Consider the following 16271-nt stretch of genomic DNA (forward strand, 5'->3'; position numbering starts at 1 on the left):
AAACTCCTTAAAAAAATCTAAATTTTCTGCGCCAGTACAAAACGCGCTATCCCCACTATATCTTTTTTGACGTCCGTCTGCCAACCAATTTCGTTTAGTCCCCGCGCCACTGCTTCGGCCTGACCTTTACAAAGTTCCAAAGCAAGCCACCCGCCGGGGTTCAAATAATCGGCCGCTACCGAGCAAAGCGGACGCACGATATCAAGTCCGTCCTGTCCGCCGTCTAACGCTAGGCGTGGCTCTTTTAGTACTTCTTGCGTGAGTGTATCTACAATTTGCGACGGAATATACGGCGGGTTGGAAATAATTAAATCAAACGTTCCTGTTACGCTTTCCCATAAATCACTCTGTAACAAGTGCACTTGTTCATTAAGGCGGAATTTTTTGACATTTTGCGCGGCTACCGCGAGTGCTTTTTCGCTGATATCTACGGCTAACACTTGTGCGCGCGGAAAACGTTTGGCCAATGCACACGCAATACACCCGCTACCTGTGCACATATCCAAAAACGTAAGTGGTTGCTTTTTGTCGTATAACTTGCTGACAAGTTCCACCAGTTCTTCCGTTTCCGGACGCGGGGTTAACACGTCGGGCGTAACGATAATATCAAGTCCGTCAAACGGTTGGTAGCCTACAATGTGCGATAACGGCTCGCCGTTTGCTTTGCGGGAGATATACTTTTCGTACAAGGCGAGTTCTTTTTCCGTGGGGGTATAATCGGGATGGGCCAAAAGCCACGTGCGCGTAACGCCCAAAATACAGGCCAAAAGCCACTCGGCGTTAGGTTGCGGCTCGTCGGAGCCGGACGCAGTTAAACGCAAAGCGGCTTTTGTTACTAATTCGGATACGGTCATCAGATTTGCAAGTTTTTGAGTTTTTGTTCCACACGCCACGCGCGCAAATCGTCTAATATCGGCTCAATGTTTCCCGCCATAATTTCCATAATGTTATGATAGGAAATATCGGTGCGGTGATCGGTTACGCGGCTTTGCGGGAAGTTGTACGTGCGGATTTTTTCCGAGCGGTCGCCCGTTCCTACTTGGCTTTTGCGCTCGTCATAAATTTCTTTGTTGCGCTTTTCTTCTTCTATTTGATAGAGTTTCGCGCGAAGCATGGCCATCGCTTTTTCGCGGTTAGCGCCTTGGTGGCGTTCTTCACGGCAGGAAACGACAATACCGGTCGGTTTGTGCAAAATACGGACAGCGGTTTCCACTTTATTGACGTTTTGCCCGCCAGCACCGCCGGAGCGGCACGTTTCCATTTCCAAATCTTCGGGGCGGATTTCAATATCAATTTCTTCGGCTTCCGGCATGATGGCTACCGTCACGGTGGACGTATGAACGCGACCGGACGTTTCCGTATCCGGCACACGTTGCACGCGGTGGGTACCCGCTTCCATACGCAGCCACGAGTATGCCCCGTCTCCTTTGATAAACATACTGACGTATTTACACCCTTTAAGTCCGGTAGGGGTATATTCTAAAATTTCCGTTCCCCAGCCTTTGGTTTGGGCAAAGTGTTGGTACACACGCAACAGTTCAGCCGCAAACAAGGCAGATTCTTCCCCCCCGGCTCCGGGACGAATTTCCAAATAAATATTTTTGGAATCATTGGGATCGGGCGGAATCACTAAAATACGCAGTTCTTTTTGTAAAGCGGGCAATTTTTCTTCTAATTCGGCCAATTCTTCCGCCGCCATTTTAACAAGTTCTTTATCTTCCCCCGCTTCAATCATGGCGCGGTCATCAGCGATAGATTTTTCGATTGCGGTGATTTCTTGTTCTTTTTCAATAATCGGTTTGAGAAAAGCGTGACGTTTGGCTTTGGCCGCCAAATCAGCCGCCGATAAATTGCCGCTGGAAAGAGCACTTTCCAGTTCCTTAAATTCTGCTACGTATTTTGATGTATCCATATTGACCCCAATGTGTTACATAGAAAAAAGAGCAGACACCGAAAGTGTCTGCTCTTTTGAATCGGAAACGCTATTTGGCTGCTTCAGCCTTGGTTTCTTTTTTGGCCGCGGCTTTTTTAGCCGGTTTTTTAGCGGCTGCTTTCTTAACAGCGGCTACCGGTTTGCGAGCCAATTTGGCTTTGGCTTTTACTTCCGTTTTCGGCTTGCGTACCAAAGTTTTACCTTCGGTTTTAGCATAGCGTTTGTTAAATTTATCTACCATACCTTCCGTATCCAACAATTTTTGTTTGCCGGTAAAGAACGGGTGGCAAGCGGAGCAAATGTCCAATTTTAAGGTTTTGGCGGTGGAACGGGTCATAAATTTATTCCCGCACGCGCACACGGCTTCTACGAAGTCGTACGTCGGATGAATTTTTTCTTTCATATATTTTTCCTCTAAAAAATGGTTCAGCCTAAAAAGGCTTCTTGATTATTATAGCAAATTGTAACGGAAAATAAAAAGAAAGTTTTTTTCTTATTTCTCACTTAAAAACCGCCCCGTCAAAAACAGGGCGGCTTTTTAACATATCCAGGCCGTTTATCAGAACGTACCTAATTCCATTTGTTTGAAGAAGTCCTTATTGGACTTGGTGGATGATAATTTATCTAACAACATCGTCATTGCGTCCACCGGGCCGAGCGGGGCGAGCACTTTACGCATAATCCACACTTTATTAAGTTCGTCCTCGCTTAAGAGCAAGTTTTCCTTACGGGTGGAACTGCGGTTAATATCTACCGCCGGGAAAATGCGACGTTCGGAAAGTTTGCGTTCCAAACAAAGTTCGCTGTTGCCTGTTCCCTTAAATTCTTCAAAAATCACTTCGTCCATACGGCTACCCGTTTCAATCATGGCCGTAGCGATAATGGTCAGCGAGCCGCCTTCTTCAATGTTGCGTGCCGCGCCCAAGAAGCGTTTGGGCTTTTGCAGAGAAGTGGCTTCCAACCCACCGGTTAGCACACGTCCGGACGACGGAGCAACCGTATTGTACGCACGTGCCAAACGGGTTAAAGAGTCCAGCAAAATAACCACATCTTTACCTTGTTCGGCTAAACGTTTGGCCCGTTCAATCACCATTTCAGCCACTTGAACGTGACGATCGGCCGGCTCATCAAAGGTGGAGGCCACTACTTCACCTTTAACACTGCGGCTCATGTCGGTTACTTCTTCGGGGCGTTCGTCAATCAACAGCACCATTAAAACAGCATCTTTATAATTCTCCGCAATGGAGTGGGCAATCGCTTGTAAAATCATCGTCTTACCGCTTTTGGGCGGAGCCACAATCAACGCACGTTGACCTTTGCCGATAGGGGCCACAATATCAATCACCCGTTGGGTCAAGGAGTTTTTATCTAATTCCAACGTAAAGCGTTCGTTGGGGTGCAGCGGCGTTAAGTTTTCAAATAACGGACGGTTGTAGATTTTATCCGATTCTACTCCGTTCACCTTTTGCACTTGGAGCATAGCGAAATACCGTTCATTATCTTTGGGCGGACGGATAAGGCCTTCAATAGCGTCCCCTTTGCGTAGGCCAAAGCGTTTAATTTGCGAAGGTGACACATAAATATCTTCGCCGCCGGCTAAATAGTTATTTTCTTCCGAGCGCAAGAAACCGAACCCATCGGGTAAGATTTCCAATACGCCCCCGCCATATACCGAGCCGTTTTGTTTGGCTTGAACAGCCACAATACGCCCAATTAACTCTTGTTTGCGTAGGCCCGAAATATCTTCAATGTTATAATTAACGGCTAATTTCGTCAGTTCCGGCACGCTTAATTTATTAAGTTCGCGCGCGTCCATCGGTTTAGCGCCGTTAGGTTGGCGGGGCGGGTTTTGCCGCGTCATATTATTGGATCGCCCATACGAGCGTTTATCCGTTTGAGACCGACCGGAACGTTCGGCTTTGGCCGTCGGTTGCGGTTTGACTTCTTTAGTGGCTTGCTCGGCCTTGGCCGGAGCGGTTGTTTCTTCCATAGTAACTCCTTAATTTATGCGTACAAAGTTGATAGCGCCTGATACAAGCGTTTCATTTTTATTTCCAAATCGGTTTTTGTGCCATCGTTATACACCACCATATCGGCACGGCTGATTTTTTCCGCTTCGCTTAGTTGCGTTTGACGGCGTTCCCGATATTGTTGCAATGAAATTCCCCGCGCTTTTAACCGCGAAGTAATAGTTTTGGCACTGGCCGTTATTAAAACGGTTACATCTACCCGCTCATCCCATTTGGCTTCAAATAAGAGCGGTATTTCAAATACGGCCCACGAAACAGGCGCGGCGGTTAATTTTTTTTGCGCCAACTGCCATACAAGCGGATGTAAAAAATCTTCTAACTGTTTGCGCTTTTTAGGTGAAGAAAACACTTCCCGGGCAATCTTTTCCGTATCGGTGGTAGCAAACCATTTTTCCAACCGGCACCGTACCGGAGCGGTCTTATACAATTCACGCACCAATTCATCGGCACTTAATGTATAAGCCCCGCAAGAGGCCAAACAGTGCAAAGCCGTACTTTTGCCACTGGCCATACTGCCGGTTAGCCCAACAAGCCGTTTTTTCATAAGGGAATTTTTTTCATCTCGTACCAGTTGGCACCCGCCTTGGCGGCCGCTAACAGCGGAACGCGCAACTTAACGGTATTTTGCATCAACTGTTTAATATGTCCGGCGGTTTGCATAAGCGTGTCCGCGGGGACTTCAAATAACAATTCGTCGTGCACTTGCATCGTCATTTTTACGGCCGAATTACGGTAAGCATCAAACACATCTAACATGGCTTTCTTAATAATGTCAGCCGAACCGCCTTGTACAATTGTGTTAATAGCGGCACGTTGGGCAAACGATGCCATGGAACCGATACCCATATTAAACTCCGGCAGATACCGGATATGTCCCAACATAGTTTTTACATATCCGTTTTGGCGCGCTTTGGCGATATTGTCATCAATCCACTCACGCACTACCCGGAAGTTCTTAAAATAATTATCTATGTATTCTTTGGCTTCCCGTAAAGAAATGCCTAACGCTTGGGAAAGCCCCATGGGACCCTGCCCATAAATGATACCAAAATTGATGGCCTTTGCACTAGAGCGCATTTCGTCCGTTACCATTAGCGGCATGACTCCAAAAACTTGGGCGGCTGTTTGCGTGTGGATGTCCCCCCCGTCTAAAAATGCCTGCACCAAGACGGGGTCTTGGCTTTCGTGCGCCAGTACGCGTAAATCAATTTGCGAATAGTCCACGCTGAGCATCACATTACCGGGAGCAGCACAAAAGGCTTTGCGTAAATAGCGGCCTTTTTCCGTACGAACCGGAATATTCTGCAAGTTCGGGCTGGAACTGGATAACCGCCCCGTTACCGTACCGGTTTGATCCAAATACGAGTGAACTTTATGTTCTTCATCGGCTAACAGCAAGAGATTATCCACATAGGTAGATTTCAGTTTTGCATCGGCGCGGTAGTCCAAAATTTCTTGGGCAATCGGATAACTGGGCGCCAGTTGGGCCAATACTTCTTCATCCGTAGAATAACCTGTTTTCGTACGTTTCACAGGTGGAATTTTCATCTGCTCAAATAACAAAATGCCGAGTTGTTTTGGGGAATTGACATTGACAGCATATCCCGCACGGGTATCAATAGACTGTTGCAGTTGGGCAATTTCTTTTTCCAAAACCACTTGGAAACTTTCCAAAAAACCCGGGTCAACACGTAGCCCGTTGTATTCCATAGCCGATAATACCGACATCAGCGGCAATTCTAAATTTCGGAACAAATCGTATTGGGCGCTTTCTTTAAGTTTTTGCGTCAAAATCTCTTGTAAGGCAAACCCATAGCGGTTATACGCGCGTAAAAGTTCTTGCGGGTTTTCTTCCTGTAATTGAGCGGAAAAATACTCCGCGCAAGCCCCCGAAAAACTCAAATCGCCCGACGGATTTAATAAATAACGGGCCAAACGGCTGTCAAAACAATTCAACTTTTGCCCCTGTGCATTGATATCTAATTCACGCAAGGTCAATTTCAAATCATACCCCGATTTTTCCACCGCATCATTTTGGACCAATTTTTTGAGCGCATCCAATTCCCACGGTTGCACTTGAGCCATAGGCGTCAAAGAAAATTCATGCGCCGATAAGCCGAGCAAAACGAGTTCTTCTTGCGCATGTAAAAACACCCGTGGCAACGCGGTGGCTTTTTCCAACGCTTGCGACAACGTAAGTTGTTGTTCCGGTCCATCCGGCATTTTAACGGGCGAAACAGCAGGAGGCACATCTAAATACTCCCACAAATTTTTGAACTCGTACTGTGCAAATAAATCGTCTAATACTTGCCGTTGGGGCATATGCACGCGGTAATCTTCCAACGAAAAGGGCATATCTAAATTAGAATCAAATACAACGAGTTGCTTGGAAAGTAATGCTTCGCCTTCGCCGGCCAGTAATTTTTTGGCTAACGCGGGCTTGATATCGGGGTTATCGTTATGGGCGGCGCGCAAAATATCGGCCAAATGTCCGAATTTCTCTATAAGTTCCACGGCACTTTTCGGCCCTACGCCATGCACCCCGGGGATATTATCTGCCGCATCGCCCACAATAGCAAAATAATCCGGCAGAAAATTTACCTCTACGCCGAATTTTTCTTTAGCGGCTTCCGGTCCCTTAAAGCCGTCCTTGCCGCCCGCGGGCCAAATGTGAATATAATCGTTTAAAAATTGGTAGACGTCTTTATCGGTGGTAGCCAATACGCTGGGAACTTGTTGCTTGGCGGCTTCGCGCGCCAAAAAAGCCATCAAATCGTCGGCTTCAATGCCGGGTTTGGCTACTACGGCCAGCCCCAACCGCGACACTAAATCACGCGCGATATTTAACTGACTAATAAGCGCATCATCCGGCTTTTTGCGCGTGCCTTTATAGGATGGCAACAAGGCTTTTCGCCGCGCACACCCGCCGGGCGAATCAAAACAGACCGCCACATACGCCGGGTGATGTTCTTTGAGCATTTTAAGCAACCACCGCACAAAACCATACAATGCCCCCACTTCTTGGCCCGACGAAGTCGTCAATTTCGGCAACGCATGATAATTGCGGTGCAGAAAATTATGGGCATCTATCAAAAAAAATTGGGGTGAAAATTCGGTCATAAAATTGAATGAAAAAGAAAGCACCCCGGCACAAAACCGAGGTGCTTAAAGAAGATTAGCGTATGGCGCGTGTGTTATTGGAATTACCTGACGGAAATGCAGCCTTTTTAACGGCTTCAATTACTTCTATAACATCCGCCATGGACTGGGCAACTTTTGTTCGGTCGTATCCGCAGGCGATTTCGCTAAATTGTGTCACTTGTTTGTTACCATTGGCTGTTAACCAAGCAAAAACGGGAGCATCCCCGCCGGCCACACATGATTCCGGATGTTTTCTAGCATATTCGCTATACACATATCTCCCGTTTGTCATGGGAGTATCCTTGTAATAGGCAACATATACCCCAACCAACGAATCATTTTTGTAATATTGGGTTAATTGATCCAACAGTTCCCCCTCACCCTTGGCAGCTTTACAGTGTTCGCAACTCTTATCGTTTTTCACAAAGGCAATGATGTAAATTTTCTTCTTTCCGTTTTTCACATCTTCTTCATACATACTATGAGTAAATTTTGGGAATTCCAGTTCCGGTATATTTTCTGGTTCTTGTTTCTTGCCGAAATTCGAAAAAGGATTATTACGTTTTGATGGAAGAGAACAGTTTCCTTTGTCATCACATACTCCTCCAGTAATCTGTGCGTTAACCCATAGGAAACCTGCCGTAACAATCAGTATCCCTATTACAATTCCCAATATTTTTTTCATAAGGTGATCTCCTATAATAAAGCATCTAATTTTTCTTGCAAGGCAGATTTAGATTGCAAACCAACGGCTTGAGCCACTACTTCCCCATTCTTGAAAAACAAAATCGTCGGAACGGAAGAAATGCGGTATTTGGCGCTTGTTTCCGGACCTTGGTCGGTATCCAATTTGCATACTTTAACTTTTCCCGCATATTCACCGGCTAATTCTTCCACTACCGGGGCTAGCATGCGGCAAGGGCCGCACCAAGTAGCCCAAAAATCCACCATAACCGGACCTTGTGCTTTAAGAACTTCTTCTTCAAAATTGCTGTCATTGATAATTACTTCACTCATATTTCCCCCATTTTAGGCTAGTTGCTTATATACATAAAGGCTATCAAGTGAATAGGGAATTGTCAAGTATTATTTGTATAGCGTTCAAATGTGCTACAATTTTAACCAAGGGAGAATTTATGCCTACTACGCAAAAAAAGAAACTTATTTGTATTGCTTCACCGACTGATCGTACGTATTACCGCGCCACCGTGGTGGCTAAAGAATTTATAGACCGCGAACAAAATATCGTCAACACAACCGGTACATTGCCCGACGGAGAAGTGTACGAATTTACGGTTTCGTCGGCCACAGTAAAACATTTCCGCAACGGCAAATTGGATGGAAAGTTACAAGTCATCAACCTAACAGACGGCTCGGTATCTTTCAGTGAAGAATATACCAAAGGCATTTTGCAACAAATTCACGAAAAGGCCACCCCTGTTGCCCCCATTGGAGCCGCCCCGCGCCACGAAGGGACAACCCTGAAAACTTCTAAAGGCACGCACTCGTTTTATTGTAACGGGAAAGAAGTAGCCGAAGAAACGGTTTCTTCAAACGGGGCATCGTTGGAATTATTGGGCAATATTCCCGACGGCGAAGTAAAAGAATTTAACGAAAAAGACCAAATTATTACCTTGGCGCATTATAAGAACAATAAATTAAATGGCGAATTGATCCATTACACTGATAACGGACAAGAACTCTCCCGCGAACACTTTATTGACGGTTTATTGCAAGGTGAAGCCACCTATATTACACAAACCAACAAAGAACAGTTAACCGCCAAATGTACGTATCGCAACTCCCGATTGCATGGGGAACGCACGTTGACCCAGCAAGACGGCACTTTGCGTTGTTTGGAAAGTTATTCCGACGGGCAATTAAACGGCCCGCGTATTACTTATTATCCGAGCGGGCGCAAAAAAAGTGAAGAAAATTATACCGAAGGGCGCCGCCATGGAAAACGGGAACTTTTCTTTCCCGACGGAGCCTTGTGGTATGTGGAAAATTATTTAGACGGAAAACTGGACGGTCAACGACAATGCTTTTTCCAAAACGGTGAAGTATGGTTTTATGAAAATTATACCAACGGACGGTTAGACGGTGAACGCAAAAAATTCTTCCCCGACGGAAAATTGGAATTAGAAGAATTTTATAGTGATGGCTTATTAGAAGGCAAACGCAACTTGTATGATGAAGAAGGAAATCTCATCAGCCACGATGAATATCATTGGGGCGCTTTGGCCTATGCTACGGATGAATCGAGGAAAAAATGATATATACCCGCTTTTGTCCCGCCAAGGTTAATTTATTTTTAGAAGTTACCGGTAAACGGCCTAACGGATATCACGAATTGGCCACTTTGTTTGCCAAAATCAAATTGGGCGATACATTAACCGTTGCGGTTCAACCGGCTGACAAAACAGAAATTTCACTTACACTTGCAGGGCCGGTAGGTAAACGTTTACGTGCCGATGAAACAAATTTAGTATGTCGGGCCGCACGCGGTTTTTTAGAACATTTCGGTTTAACCGCCCGGTTAAATTTTAAACTCCAAAAGCGCGTACCGACCGGAGCCGGCCTGGGGGGCGGTTCCTCGGATGCGGCGAATACGTTGCGCGTGCTTTGCGATATTTTTCACAAAGATATTTCCGAATTATTACCGTTAGCCACCCAATTGGGTGCCGATGTGCCGTTATTTATGTATGATGATACATTTTTGCTGGGTGAAGGCATTGGCGAAAAATTAACCCCCATTTCATTTAACGGCCAATTGCCGTGGCTCGTGCTGATTTATCCCAACGCTTTTATTTCCACTAAAATGGTATTTGGTAATTTTCAGTTACCCAATCCGACAGAAATTCAAGCGAACACCACCCGCTTGGAGCAATTGCTTTCGTGTATTAAAGAAGGAAATAAATTGGACGCCTGGACACCGCTTTTGTTTAACCGGTTAGAAAGTGGCGTATCATCCATTTCTGCCCCGGTAAAACAAGCCCTAAACGATTTACGCTCGGCGGGAGCAAAAGCGGTACTAATGTCCGGTTCCGGCTCTACGGTTTTTGCGTTAACGGAGACGGAAGACGAAGCGCAACAACTGTCGCGTGAAGTCTGTGCCTACGGGCGCACGGTATTTTGCACCCCGTTTTACACGTCGGGCAAGTAAAATTTCTTTACACGACACGCTAAATTGATGTATAATAAATAGGTAAGGAAGATTTACTTCCGGATGGTGAAATGGTATCACTACTGGTTTTGGTCCAGTCATTCTAGGTTCGAGTCCTAGTCCGGAAACCATAAAAAAAGAAACTCCGCAAGGGGTTTCTTTTTTTATGGTCTCGGACAGCAACACCAACTGCTTGGTGTTGCGTTAGGACTCGAAAGCCGGAGCCTTATACGAGTTTGTGCGTAAGCACAAGGCGAGTATGGCGAGGCGGGGCCGCGAGCGCCGCACGTCAGTAAGGTGACTTGTGGCCGAGTCCGTAAGCAGCACCTGCGTGGCCTTCGACTAGGACTCGAAAGCCTTATCAATTTGCCAAACTAAAAAGCCCTTCTTGACAAATCAAAAAAAAAAAATAATAATATTTACATAATAGTAAAAGCAACAAGGAGAATTTTTATGAATCGGAAAGCCTTTACACTCATTGAATTATTAGTAGTTGTTTTAATTATCGGTATTTTGGCCAGTGTCGCCTTGCCACAATATCAAAAGGCTGTTGAAAAAAGTAGGGCGACACAAGCGCTTACACTACTCAAATCATTGGCACAAGCGCAAACAGTTTATTTTTTAAGTAACGGACATTATGCCACCTCTTTTTCTGAACTAGACATAGAAATTCCATGGACGGGAAATGAAAAATGGTTTACGAATTGGATAACAGACACCCGCTCCAATGGCGAGTGGTCCGTACAAATTTATCAATCAAACACAGAAACTCAACTTTTTGTGGGCCGCTTAAAAGGACGGTATGCCGGTGCAGGATTTTACCTGTCTCTTGCATTAAATGCTACAAGTATAGCAAACGAGCGAACGGAAAATGACATTTTTTGTGGAGAAGTTCTCTCTGGCGAAACCATTGCCTACAATGGGCCGGCCGGGGGATATTGCAAAAAATTATTTGGGGCAACCTTGGTACAAACTAACACATCCCGAATCTATAAAATGCCCTAATGCCAGAAGCGACAAACCGCAGAAATACCCCCGGCGGAGGTTGCCTTCCGGTCATTTTGCTAACACAAAATGCCTGCAGGCCGGGCTCGCGGTTTTTGCCTTTCGCGGCTACCGCACGCTCAAACAAAAACATCGCTGCGCCTTTCAACTCCCGACACACACCAAGCAGTTGGTGTGCTCCGGGACAAAAAATAAAAACCCGCCTAGGCGGGCTTTTTATTTTTACCCCCGGCGGGAGTTGAACTCGCAACCTCTTCCTTAGGACGGAATCGCTCTATCCAATTGAGCTACGGGGGCGTGAAATTATTTGTTAGAAGTACGGCGACGTCCCGTTTTACGAGCGGTTTTTTTAACCACTTTTTTAGTTGGCTTGCGGGTTGCTTTTTTAGCCACTTTTTTTACTGCCTTTTTGGCAGTTTTTTTATTCGGCTTTACTTTTTTAACAACCTTTTTAGAAGTCTTTTTGGAAGCAGATTTTGTTTTTTTGGCCATCGTCGTTTTGGCTTTCTTTAGCAATTTGGCCAGAGCCCCTTGCGGGCGTTCTTCACCTAAGATATTTGTTTTGATATGAGGTTTCATAGCCGCATGAAGTTTACGGGTGCGAAAGTCCGACGTTGAAACTTCTAAAATACCGGCCTTTATCGCTTCGCGGCGTAAAATACCGACGGCACGCTCTTCAATTTGGCGCACACGCTCACGCGATAATCCAAGCACGTCTGCCACTTCGCCTAATGTCTTTGGTTCGTTATCATCAAGCCCATAACGCATAATGATAATTTGGCGGTCGCGGTCATTTAAGTCCGCCATACTTTTTTTAATACGGTTATGATCTTCCTGTTTAACAAACACATCATGCGGGTTGCCCTTGCCGTCGTCACTAAGCACGTCTTCCAGCGTCATTTCATCTTCTTCATACACTACGGTTGCCAAAGAATCAATCCCTTTGGCCGCCTGCAACGTATCCATGATAGATTTGACTTGCCGGGCGGATAAATCTAATTCTTTCGCCATTTCTTGCAAGGACGGATCCCGTCCGTTGGCTTCTTTTAATTCATTCCACGCGCGGAACCACCTTTTCAAATTTCCCCACGCATGTGACGGAATTTTAATAGAACCCGACTGTTCTTCAATATATTTGCGGATATATTGTTCTATCCAATACACGGCATAGGTGGAAAAACGGTATCCTTTAGACGGATCAAATTTTTCTATCGCTTGCAACAACCCTAAGTTTCCTTCTTCAATTAAATCCATTAACTCCATGCCCGGACGCAAAAAGCGTTTGGCGGTCGGCACGACGAGCCGTAAATTACTTTCCAAAATTTGTTGTTTGGCGGCGCTATCGCCTTTTTTGGCTAACGTCCAAAGGCGAGAAGTTTCCGCGCGGTCAATTTCGCGGGTAATTTTACCAAGTTGCTTAAAATATTCGTTGGCACTGTCTAAAGAATCTGCTTGTTCCATATTCATATCATATCAAATTTTTTCCGCTGTGCCACCTTACCTTAAACACCCACAAAGCACAAAGGACAAAAAAAGGGCGCCGGCTTATTAAGTGGCGCCCCTATATTTGCAAGTTAAACCCGCCGGATGTTACAACGGGATATTCCCACGTTTGGGATGATTTTTCGGATCGCGTTTCGTACGCAAGACCGCAAACGCGCGGATAATTTTACTGCGCGCCTCGGCCGGCTCAATAATTTCGTCAATAGAACCGTTCGTCGCCGCTTGGTAAGGCGAGGCGAACTTGTCCGAATATTCCTGCGTCATTTTGATTTTGAGTTCTTCTTGTTTGGCGGGGTCTTTTTCCGCTTTGAGAGCGCGGGAATATAAAATTTCCACCGCGCCGCGCGGCCCCATCACGGCAATTTCGGCACTCGGGAAAGCGAAGTTAAAATCGCCTTTTAAGATTTTAGAACCCATCGCAATATACGCACCGCCGTAGGCTTTACGCAACACGAGCGTAATTTTCGGGATAGTGGCTTCGGAATAGGCATACAAAAGTTTTGCACCATGGCGGATAATTCCCCCATGTTCTTGGGCGACACCGGGCAAATATCCCCCTGTATCCACTAACGTCAAAAGCGGGATATTAAATGCATTTAAGAACCGGATAAAGCGAGCCGCTTTATCGCTGGCGTCGCAATCTAACGCGCCGCCCAAATGCGCCGGGTTGTTAGCCACCACACCGACGACGTGGCCCGCCAACCGAATAAAACCCGTTACAATGTTTTTAGCGAAATTTTGGTGAATTTCAAAGAAGCCGAAATCGTCAGCCAAGCGCCAAATAACGTGGTGGATACGAAATGCTTTTTTCGGGTCCATTTCGCAAATCCGCTCTAACACCGGCACACTGCGGTCGGTGACATCGCTGGTAGTTTGCAACGGCGAACTTTCTTCGCAGTTTTGCGGTAAGAACGATAAAAGTTCGCGCACTTGGCGGAAACAATCTTGTTCTGATTTGGCGACAAATTGGCACACCCCGCTTTTTTCGCTATGCGGTTTGCTGCCGCCTAAAGAATCAAAATCTACTTCTTCACCGGTAGCGGCTTTGACGGCACTGGGCCCGGTAATAAACATATGGCTGATACCGTCCACCATAAAGATAAAGTCGGTAAGCGCCGGCGAATAAGCCGCGCCACCCGCACAAGGCCCTAAAATTACAGAAATCTGCGGAATCACACCAGACGCTTTTACGTTGCGATAAAAGATTTCGCCGAATCCGTTAAGGCTGTCCACCCCTTCTTGGATACGCGCACCGCCGGAGTCAAAAAGTCCGATTATCGGGATTTTGGCTTCAATGGCTTTGTCCATAATATCGGCAATTTTGCGCGCGTGTGCTAAACCGAGTGAGCCGCCCAGTTGCGTAAAATCTTGCGCGAACAAAGCCACTTCGCGCCCGTTAATACGACCAAACCCGGTGACGACGCCATCCCCTTTGATGTGTTTATCTTTAACACCAAAGTCGGTACAAGAAGTTTCTAACAAACTTTGAATTTCAAAAAAACTGTCTTTATCTAATAGATAAGAAATACGTTCGCGCGCGGTCATTTTGCCCTTATCTTTTTGGGCTTTGATGCGTGCTTCGCCCGCGCCTTTAAGCGCATCTTGGGAAATTTGTCTGAATTTTATAAGGCTTTCCGGAGCCGGATCATTAGACGGTTTATCTAGCCGCGGGTCTTCAAAAAGTTCTATCATATTCCCTCCGTTACTATATTTATATTTTACTAAATAAAAAGGGAATACAACCAAAAACGCTTTCTATTTTATCCGGATAAATAAGAATATTGATATAATAGTAAAAACAGTAAGGAGCATTTTATGAATAACCAAGCCTTTACGCTTATTGAGTTATTAGTAGTCGTTTTAATTATCGGCATTTTGGCCAGTGTAGCCTTGCCGCAATATAAGGTGGCGGTAGCCAAAGCACGGATGACGCAACTAGTCACGCTGGCTAACGCAGTAAAACAAGCCGAAGAAAGATACTATATGGCCAACGGACAATATACAGCCAATTGGTCAGAACTGGATATTGATTTGGAAGGAACTGTAAATAATACAACCATTACAAATGCCGCCGGATGGGGCTTGAATTTAAATTCATATATAGAAGGATCAAATTGGGAATCGGTATCGGCCTGGGACACACGTTTAGCCTATGACGGGGCGGCGGCTTCCAAACATCTGTATTTGACTTTTTCTTTTGATAACGCCCATGCACATGCCGGAGCCAGACTTTGCTTTACTCCCCAAAACAGCGAATTAGGTATCACGCTGTGCAAACACGCCAGCAATAACGCTCCCCGGCAAAGCCAAACCGGGCAATACTGGTATAAGTTCTGATCTGATTAGCGCAAGGCGTAGCAGTTATAACCGCTTTCCGGACAAGTGACCTTGTCGATGCCTACGGTTTTGCAAAAGTCATTGGCTTTGGTATCGCTCGCCGCAGCCACACAATCATATGTTCCGCGTGCCATATAATAAATAATGTACCAACGTCCGGAATTTCCGAGTTTGCGTCGTTCTGCCTGAATATGCATGACAGAAGTATTAGTACTATGAATGGCTACGGCAAAATCCGGATTGGAAGGGACGGACAGATCTAACTCATCTACCTGGCCGGTATATTGTCCGTTGGCCAAATGATAAACTTCTTCGGCCTGAACGATGGATCTGACCATGGTAACGGCTTGCACCAAATGAGATTTTTCTATGGCTTTTTGATACTGTGGAAATGCCACCGCCGCCAAAATGCCGATAATTAAAACTACCACTAAAAGTTCAATGAGTGTAAATCCGCCTAAACGGCTTGATATTTGTTTCATATATTTACCTCTATAAAAATATAATACTAAAAAACATCAACAAACCGTCTATTTTCCCACCGCCACGGAAAACATAAACCCGGTAGGCCATTTATCGGTTTTAACGGTAATTTCCGGCTCGCCGAGAGATTTATAAATTTCCAACGCACGCCCCGCAAAGCGCGGCTTTCCGGCGACCATACACACTTCGTTACTACGCAAAGAAAGCCCGGTGCCCAGTAATTTAACAAGGGCTTCTTTTTGTGTCCATAACGCAGTTAAAAATTCGTCGCTATTTTCGGTCAGTTCGTCCGGATGGAAAAAATCGGTCGCCCATGCGGCAATACGGTGTTCTATTTTTTCCAAATCAATACCGATCAGTTTTTCATCCGCGCTGACAGCCGCCACCGCAAATCCGTTACTGTGCGTAATGCTATATGCCAAAGAAACCGTTTTTTCCCCCACTGTTAAAGTAGGTTTGCCGCTCTCTTGCGGTAATACTTCTATGGTATGCAAATCGGCCTTATCTAACGCACGCGACACCAGTTGTTTTAACGCAAACCGGCCCCCGAGCCATTCGCTACGCCGCTTGGGGAAACGTAACGTTTCAAAATACGTTTGCTCTTGCGGGCTTAATATAGCGTCTGCCGGGGGCAGGTGTGTTAAATCAACTACTTCTAATTGGTACGCCATGT

At 45.8% G+C, this 16271-nt stretch carries 16 protein-coding genes and 1 tRNA gene; 4 read left to right on the forward strand and 13 right to left on the reverse strand.

What is annotated here, in order from left to right; genetic code table 11:
- Positions 1-17: 17 nt before the first annotated feature.
- The 8 genes from prmC to trxA all read right to left on the reverse strand — a co-directional run bounded on the left by prmC (position 18) and on the right by trxA (position 8121).
- Positions 18-854 (reverse strand): peptide chain release factor N(5)-glutamine methyltransferase, encoded by an 837-nt coding sequence (gene prmC / locus ACQY3H_RS01100; protein WP_428073979.1) that lies wholly within the window; start codon positions 852-854, stop codon positions 18-20.
- Positions 854-1912, reverse strand: coding sequence for a peptide chain release factor 1 (gene prfA / locus ACQY3H_RS01105; protein ID WP_428073981.1), 1059 nt, complete (start codon positions 1910-1912; stop codon positions 854-856). Before prfA ends, prmC begins: the two co-directional genes overlap by 1 nt.
- A 70-nt stretch (positions 1913-1982) precedes the next feature.
- Positions 1983-2336: a 50S ribosomal protein L31 gene (gene rpmE / locus ACQY3H_RS01110; RefSeq protein ID WP_428073983.1), complete on the reverse strand. Its 354-nt coding sequence runs from the start codon at positions 2334-2336 to the stop codon at positions 1983-1985.
- A 156-nt stretch (positions 2337-2492) separates the two neighbouring features.
- Positions 2493-3794 carry a transcription termination factor Rho gene (rho, locus tag ACQY3H_RS01115; protein ID WP_428074106.1) on the reverse strand — a complete coding sequence of 434 codons (1302 nt, stop codon included), beginning with the start codon at positions 3792-3794 and terminating at the stop codon, positions 2493-2495.
- Positions 3795-3937: 143 nt separating this feature from the next.
- Positions 3938-4507 (reverse strand): dephospho-CoA kinase, encoded by a 570-nt coding sequence (gene coaE, locus ACQY3H_RS01120; protein WP_428073985.1) that lies wholly within the window; start codon positions 4505-4507, stop codon positions 3938-3940.
- Positions 4504-7083 (reverse strand): DNA polymerase I, encoded by a 2580-nt coding sequence (polA, locus tag ACQY3H_RS01125; protein WP_428073987.1) that lies wholly within the window; start codon positions 7081-7083, stop codon positions 4504-4506. Before polA ends, coaE begins: the two co-directional genes overlap by 4 nt.
- Before the next feature lie 55 nt (positions 7084-7138).
- On the reverse strand, positions 7139-7789 hold the full coding sequence (locus tag ACQY3H_RS01130; RefSeq protein WP_428073989.1) for a hypothetical protein: 651 nt from the start codon (positions 7787-7789) through the stop codon (positions 7139-7141).
- Between the two features lie 11 nt (positions 7790-7800).
- Positions 7801-8121 carry a thioredoxin gene (gene trxA / locus ACQY3H_RS01135; RefSeq protein WP_428073991.1) on the reverse strand — a complete coding sequence of 107 codons (321 nt, stop codon included), beginning with the start codon at positions 8119-8121 and terminating at the stop codon, positions 7801-7803.
- Between the two features lie 119 nt (positions 8122-8240).
- Between trxA and ACQY3H_RS01140 the strand changes: the two genes are divergently transcribed.
- From ACQY3H_RS01140 to ACQY3H_RS01150, 3 genes are all read left to right on the forward strand, one after another.
- Positions 8241-9380: a toxin-antitoxin system YwqK family antitoxin gene (locus ACQY3H_RS01140; protein ID WP_428073993.1), complete on the forward strand. Its 1140-nt coding sequence runs from the start codon at positions 8241-8243 to the stop codon at positions 9378-9380.
- The gene (gene ispE, locus ACQY3H_RS01145) at positions 9377-10270 is read left to right on the forward strand and encodes a 4-(cytidine 5'-diphospho)-2-C-methyl-D-erythritol kinase (RefSeq protein WP_428073995.1); all 894 of its coding nucleotides are present in this window, start codon (positions 9377-9379) and stop codon (positions 10268-10270) included. The genes ACQY3H_RS01140 and ispE overlap by 4 nt, the downstream gene beginning before the upstream one ends.
- A gap of 453 nt (positions 10271-10723) precedes the next feature.
- Entirely contained in the window at positions 10724-11275 is a 552-nt protein-coding gene (locus tag ACQY3H_RS01150) for a type IV pilin protein (RefSeq protein ID WP_428073997.1), read from the forward strand.
- A 223-nt stretch (positions 11276-11498) separates the two neighbouring features.
- Here ACQY3H_RS01150 and ACQY3H_RS01155 read toward each other — a convergent pair.
- The 3 genes from ACQY3H_RS01155 to ACQY3H_RS01165 form a co-directional block, all read right to left on the reverse strand.
- Positions 11499-11572, reverse strand: a tRNA-Arg gene (locus tag ACQY3H_RS01155).
- 6 nt (positions 11573-11578) lie between these two features.
- Complete coding sequence (locus tag ACQY3H_RS01160) at positions 11579-12736, reverse strand: sigma-70 family RNA polymerase sigma factor (protein WP_428073999.1); 1158 nt, start codon at positions 12734-12736, stop codon at positions 11579-11581.
- A gap of 129 nt (positions 12737-12865) precedes the next feature.
- On the reverse strand, positions 12866-14470 hold the full coding sequence (locus tag ACQY3H_RS01165) for an acyl-CoA carboxylase subunit beta (RefSeq protein ID WP_428074001.1): 1605 nt from the start codon (positions 14468-14470) through the stop codon (positions 12866-12868).
- A gap of 123 nt (positions 14471-14593) precedes the next feature.
- Between ACQY3H_RS01165 and ACQY3H_RS01170 the strand changes: the two genes are divergently transcribed.
- The gene (locus tag ACQY3H_RS01170; RefSeq protein ID WP_428074003.1) at positions 14594-15115 is read left to right on the forward strand and encodes a type IV pilin protein; all 522 of its coding nucleotides are present in this window, start codon (positions 14594-14596) and stop codon (positions 15113-15115) included.
- Between the two features lie 5 nt (positions 15116-15120).
- Here the strand turns inward: ACQY3H_RS01170 and ACQY3H_RS01175 are convergent, their stop codons facing one another.
- Together ACQY3H_RS01175 and ACQY3H_RS01180 are read right to left on the reverse strand one after the other, a co-directional pair.
- Positions 15121-15597: a type IV pilin protein gene (locus tag ACQY3H_RS01175; RefSeq protein WP_428074005.1), complete on the reverse strand. Its 477-nt coding sequence runs from the start codon at positions 15595-15597 to the stop codon at positions 15121-15123.
- Between the two features lie 48 nt (positions 15598-15645).
- On the reverse strand, positions 15646-16269 hold the full coding sequence (locus ACQY3H_RS01180; RefSeq protein ID WP_428074007.1) for a 4'-phosphopantetheinyl transferase family protein: 624 nt from the start codon (positions 16267-16269) through the stop codon (positions 15646-15648).
- Positions 16270-16271: the final 2 nt, after the last annotated feature.

Origin of the sequence: Candidatus Avelusimicrobium luingense (assembly GCF_902757105.1) — a bacterium.
Taxonomy (GTDB): Bacteria; Elusimicrobiota; Elusimicrobia; order Elusimicrobiales; family Elusimicrobiaceae; genus Avelusimicrobium; species Avelusimicrobium luingense.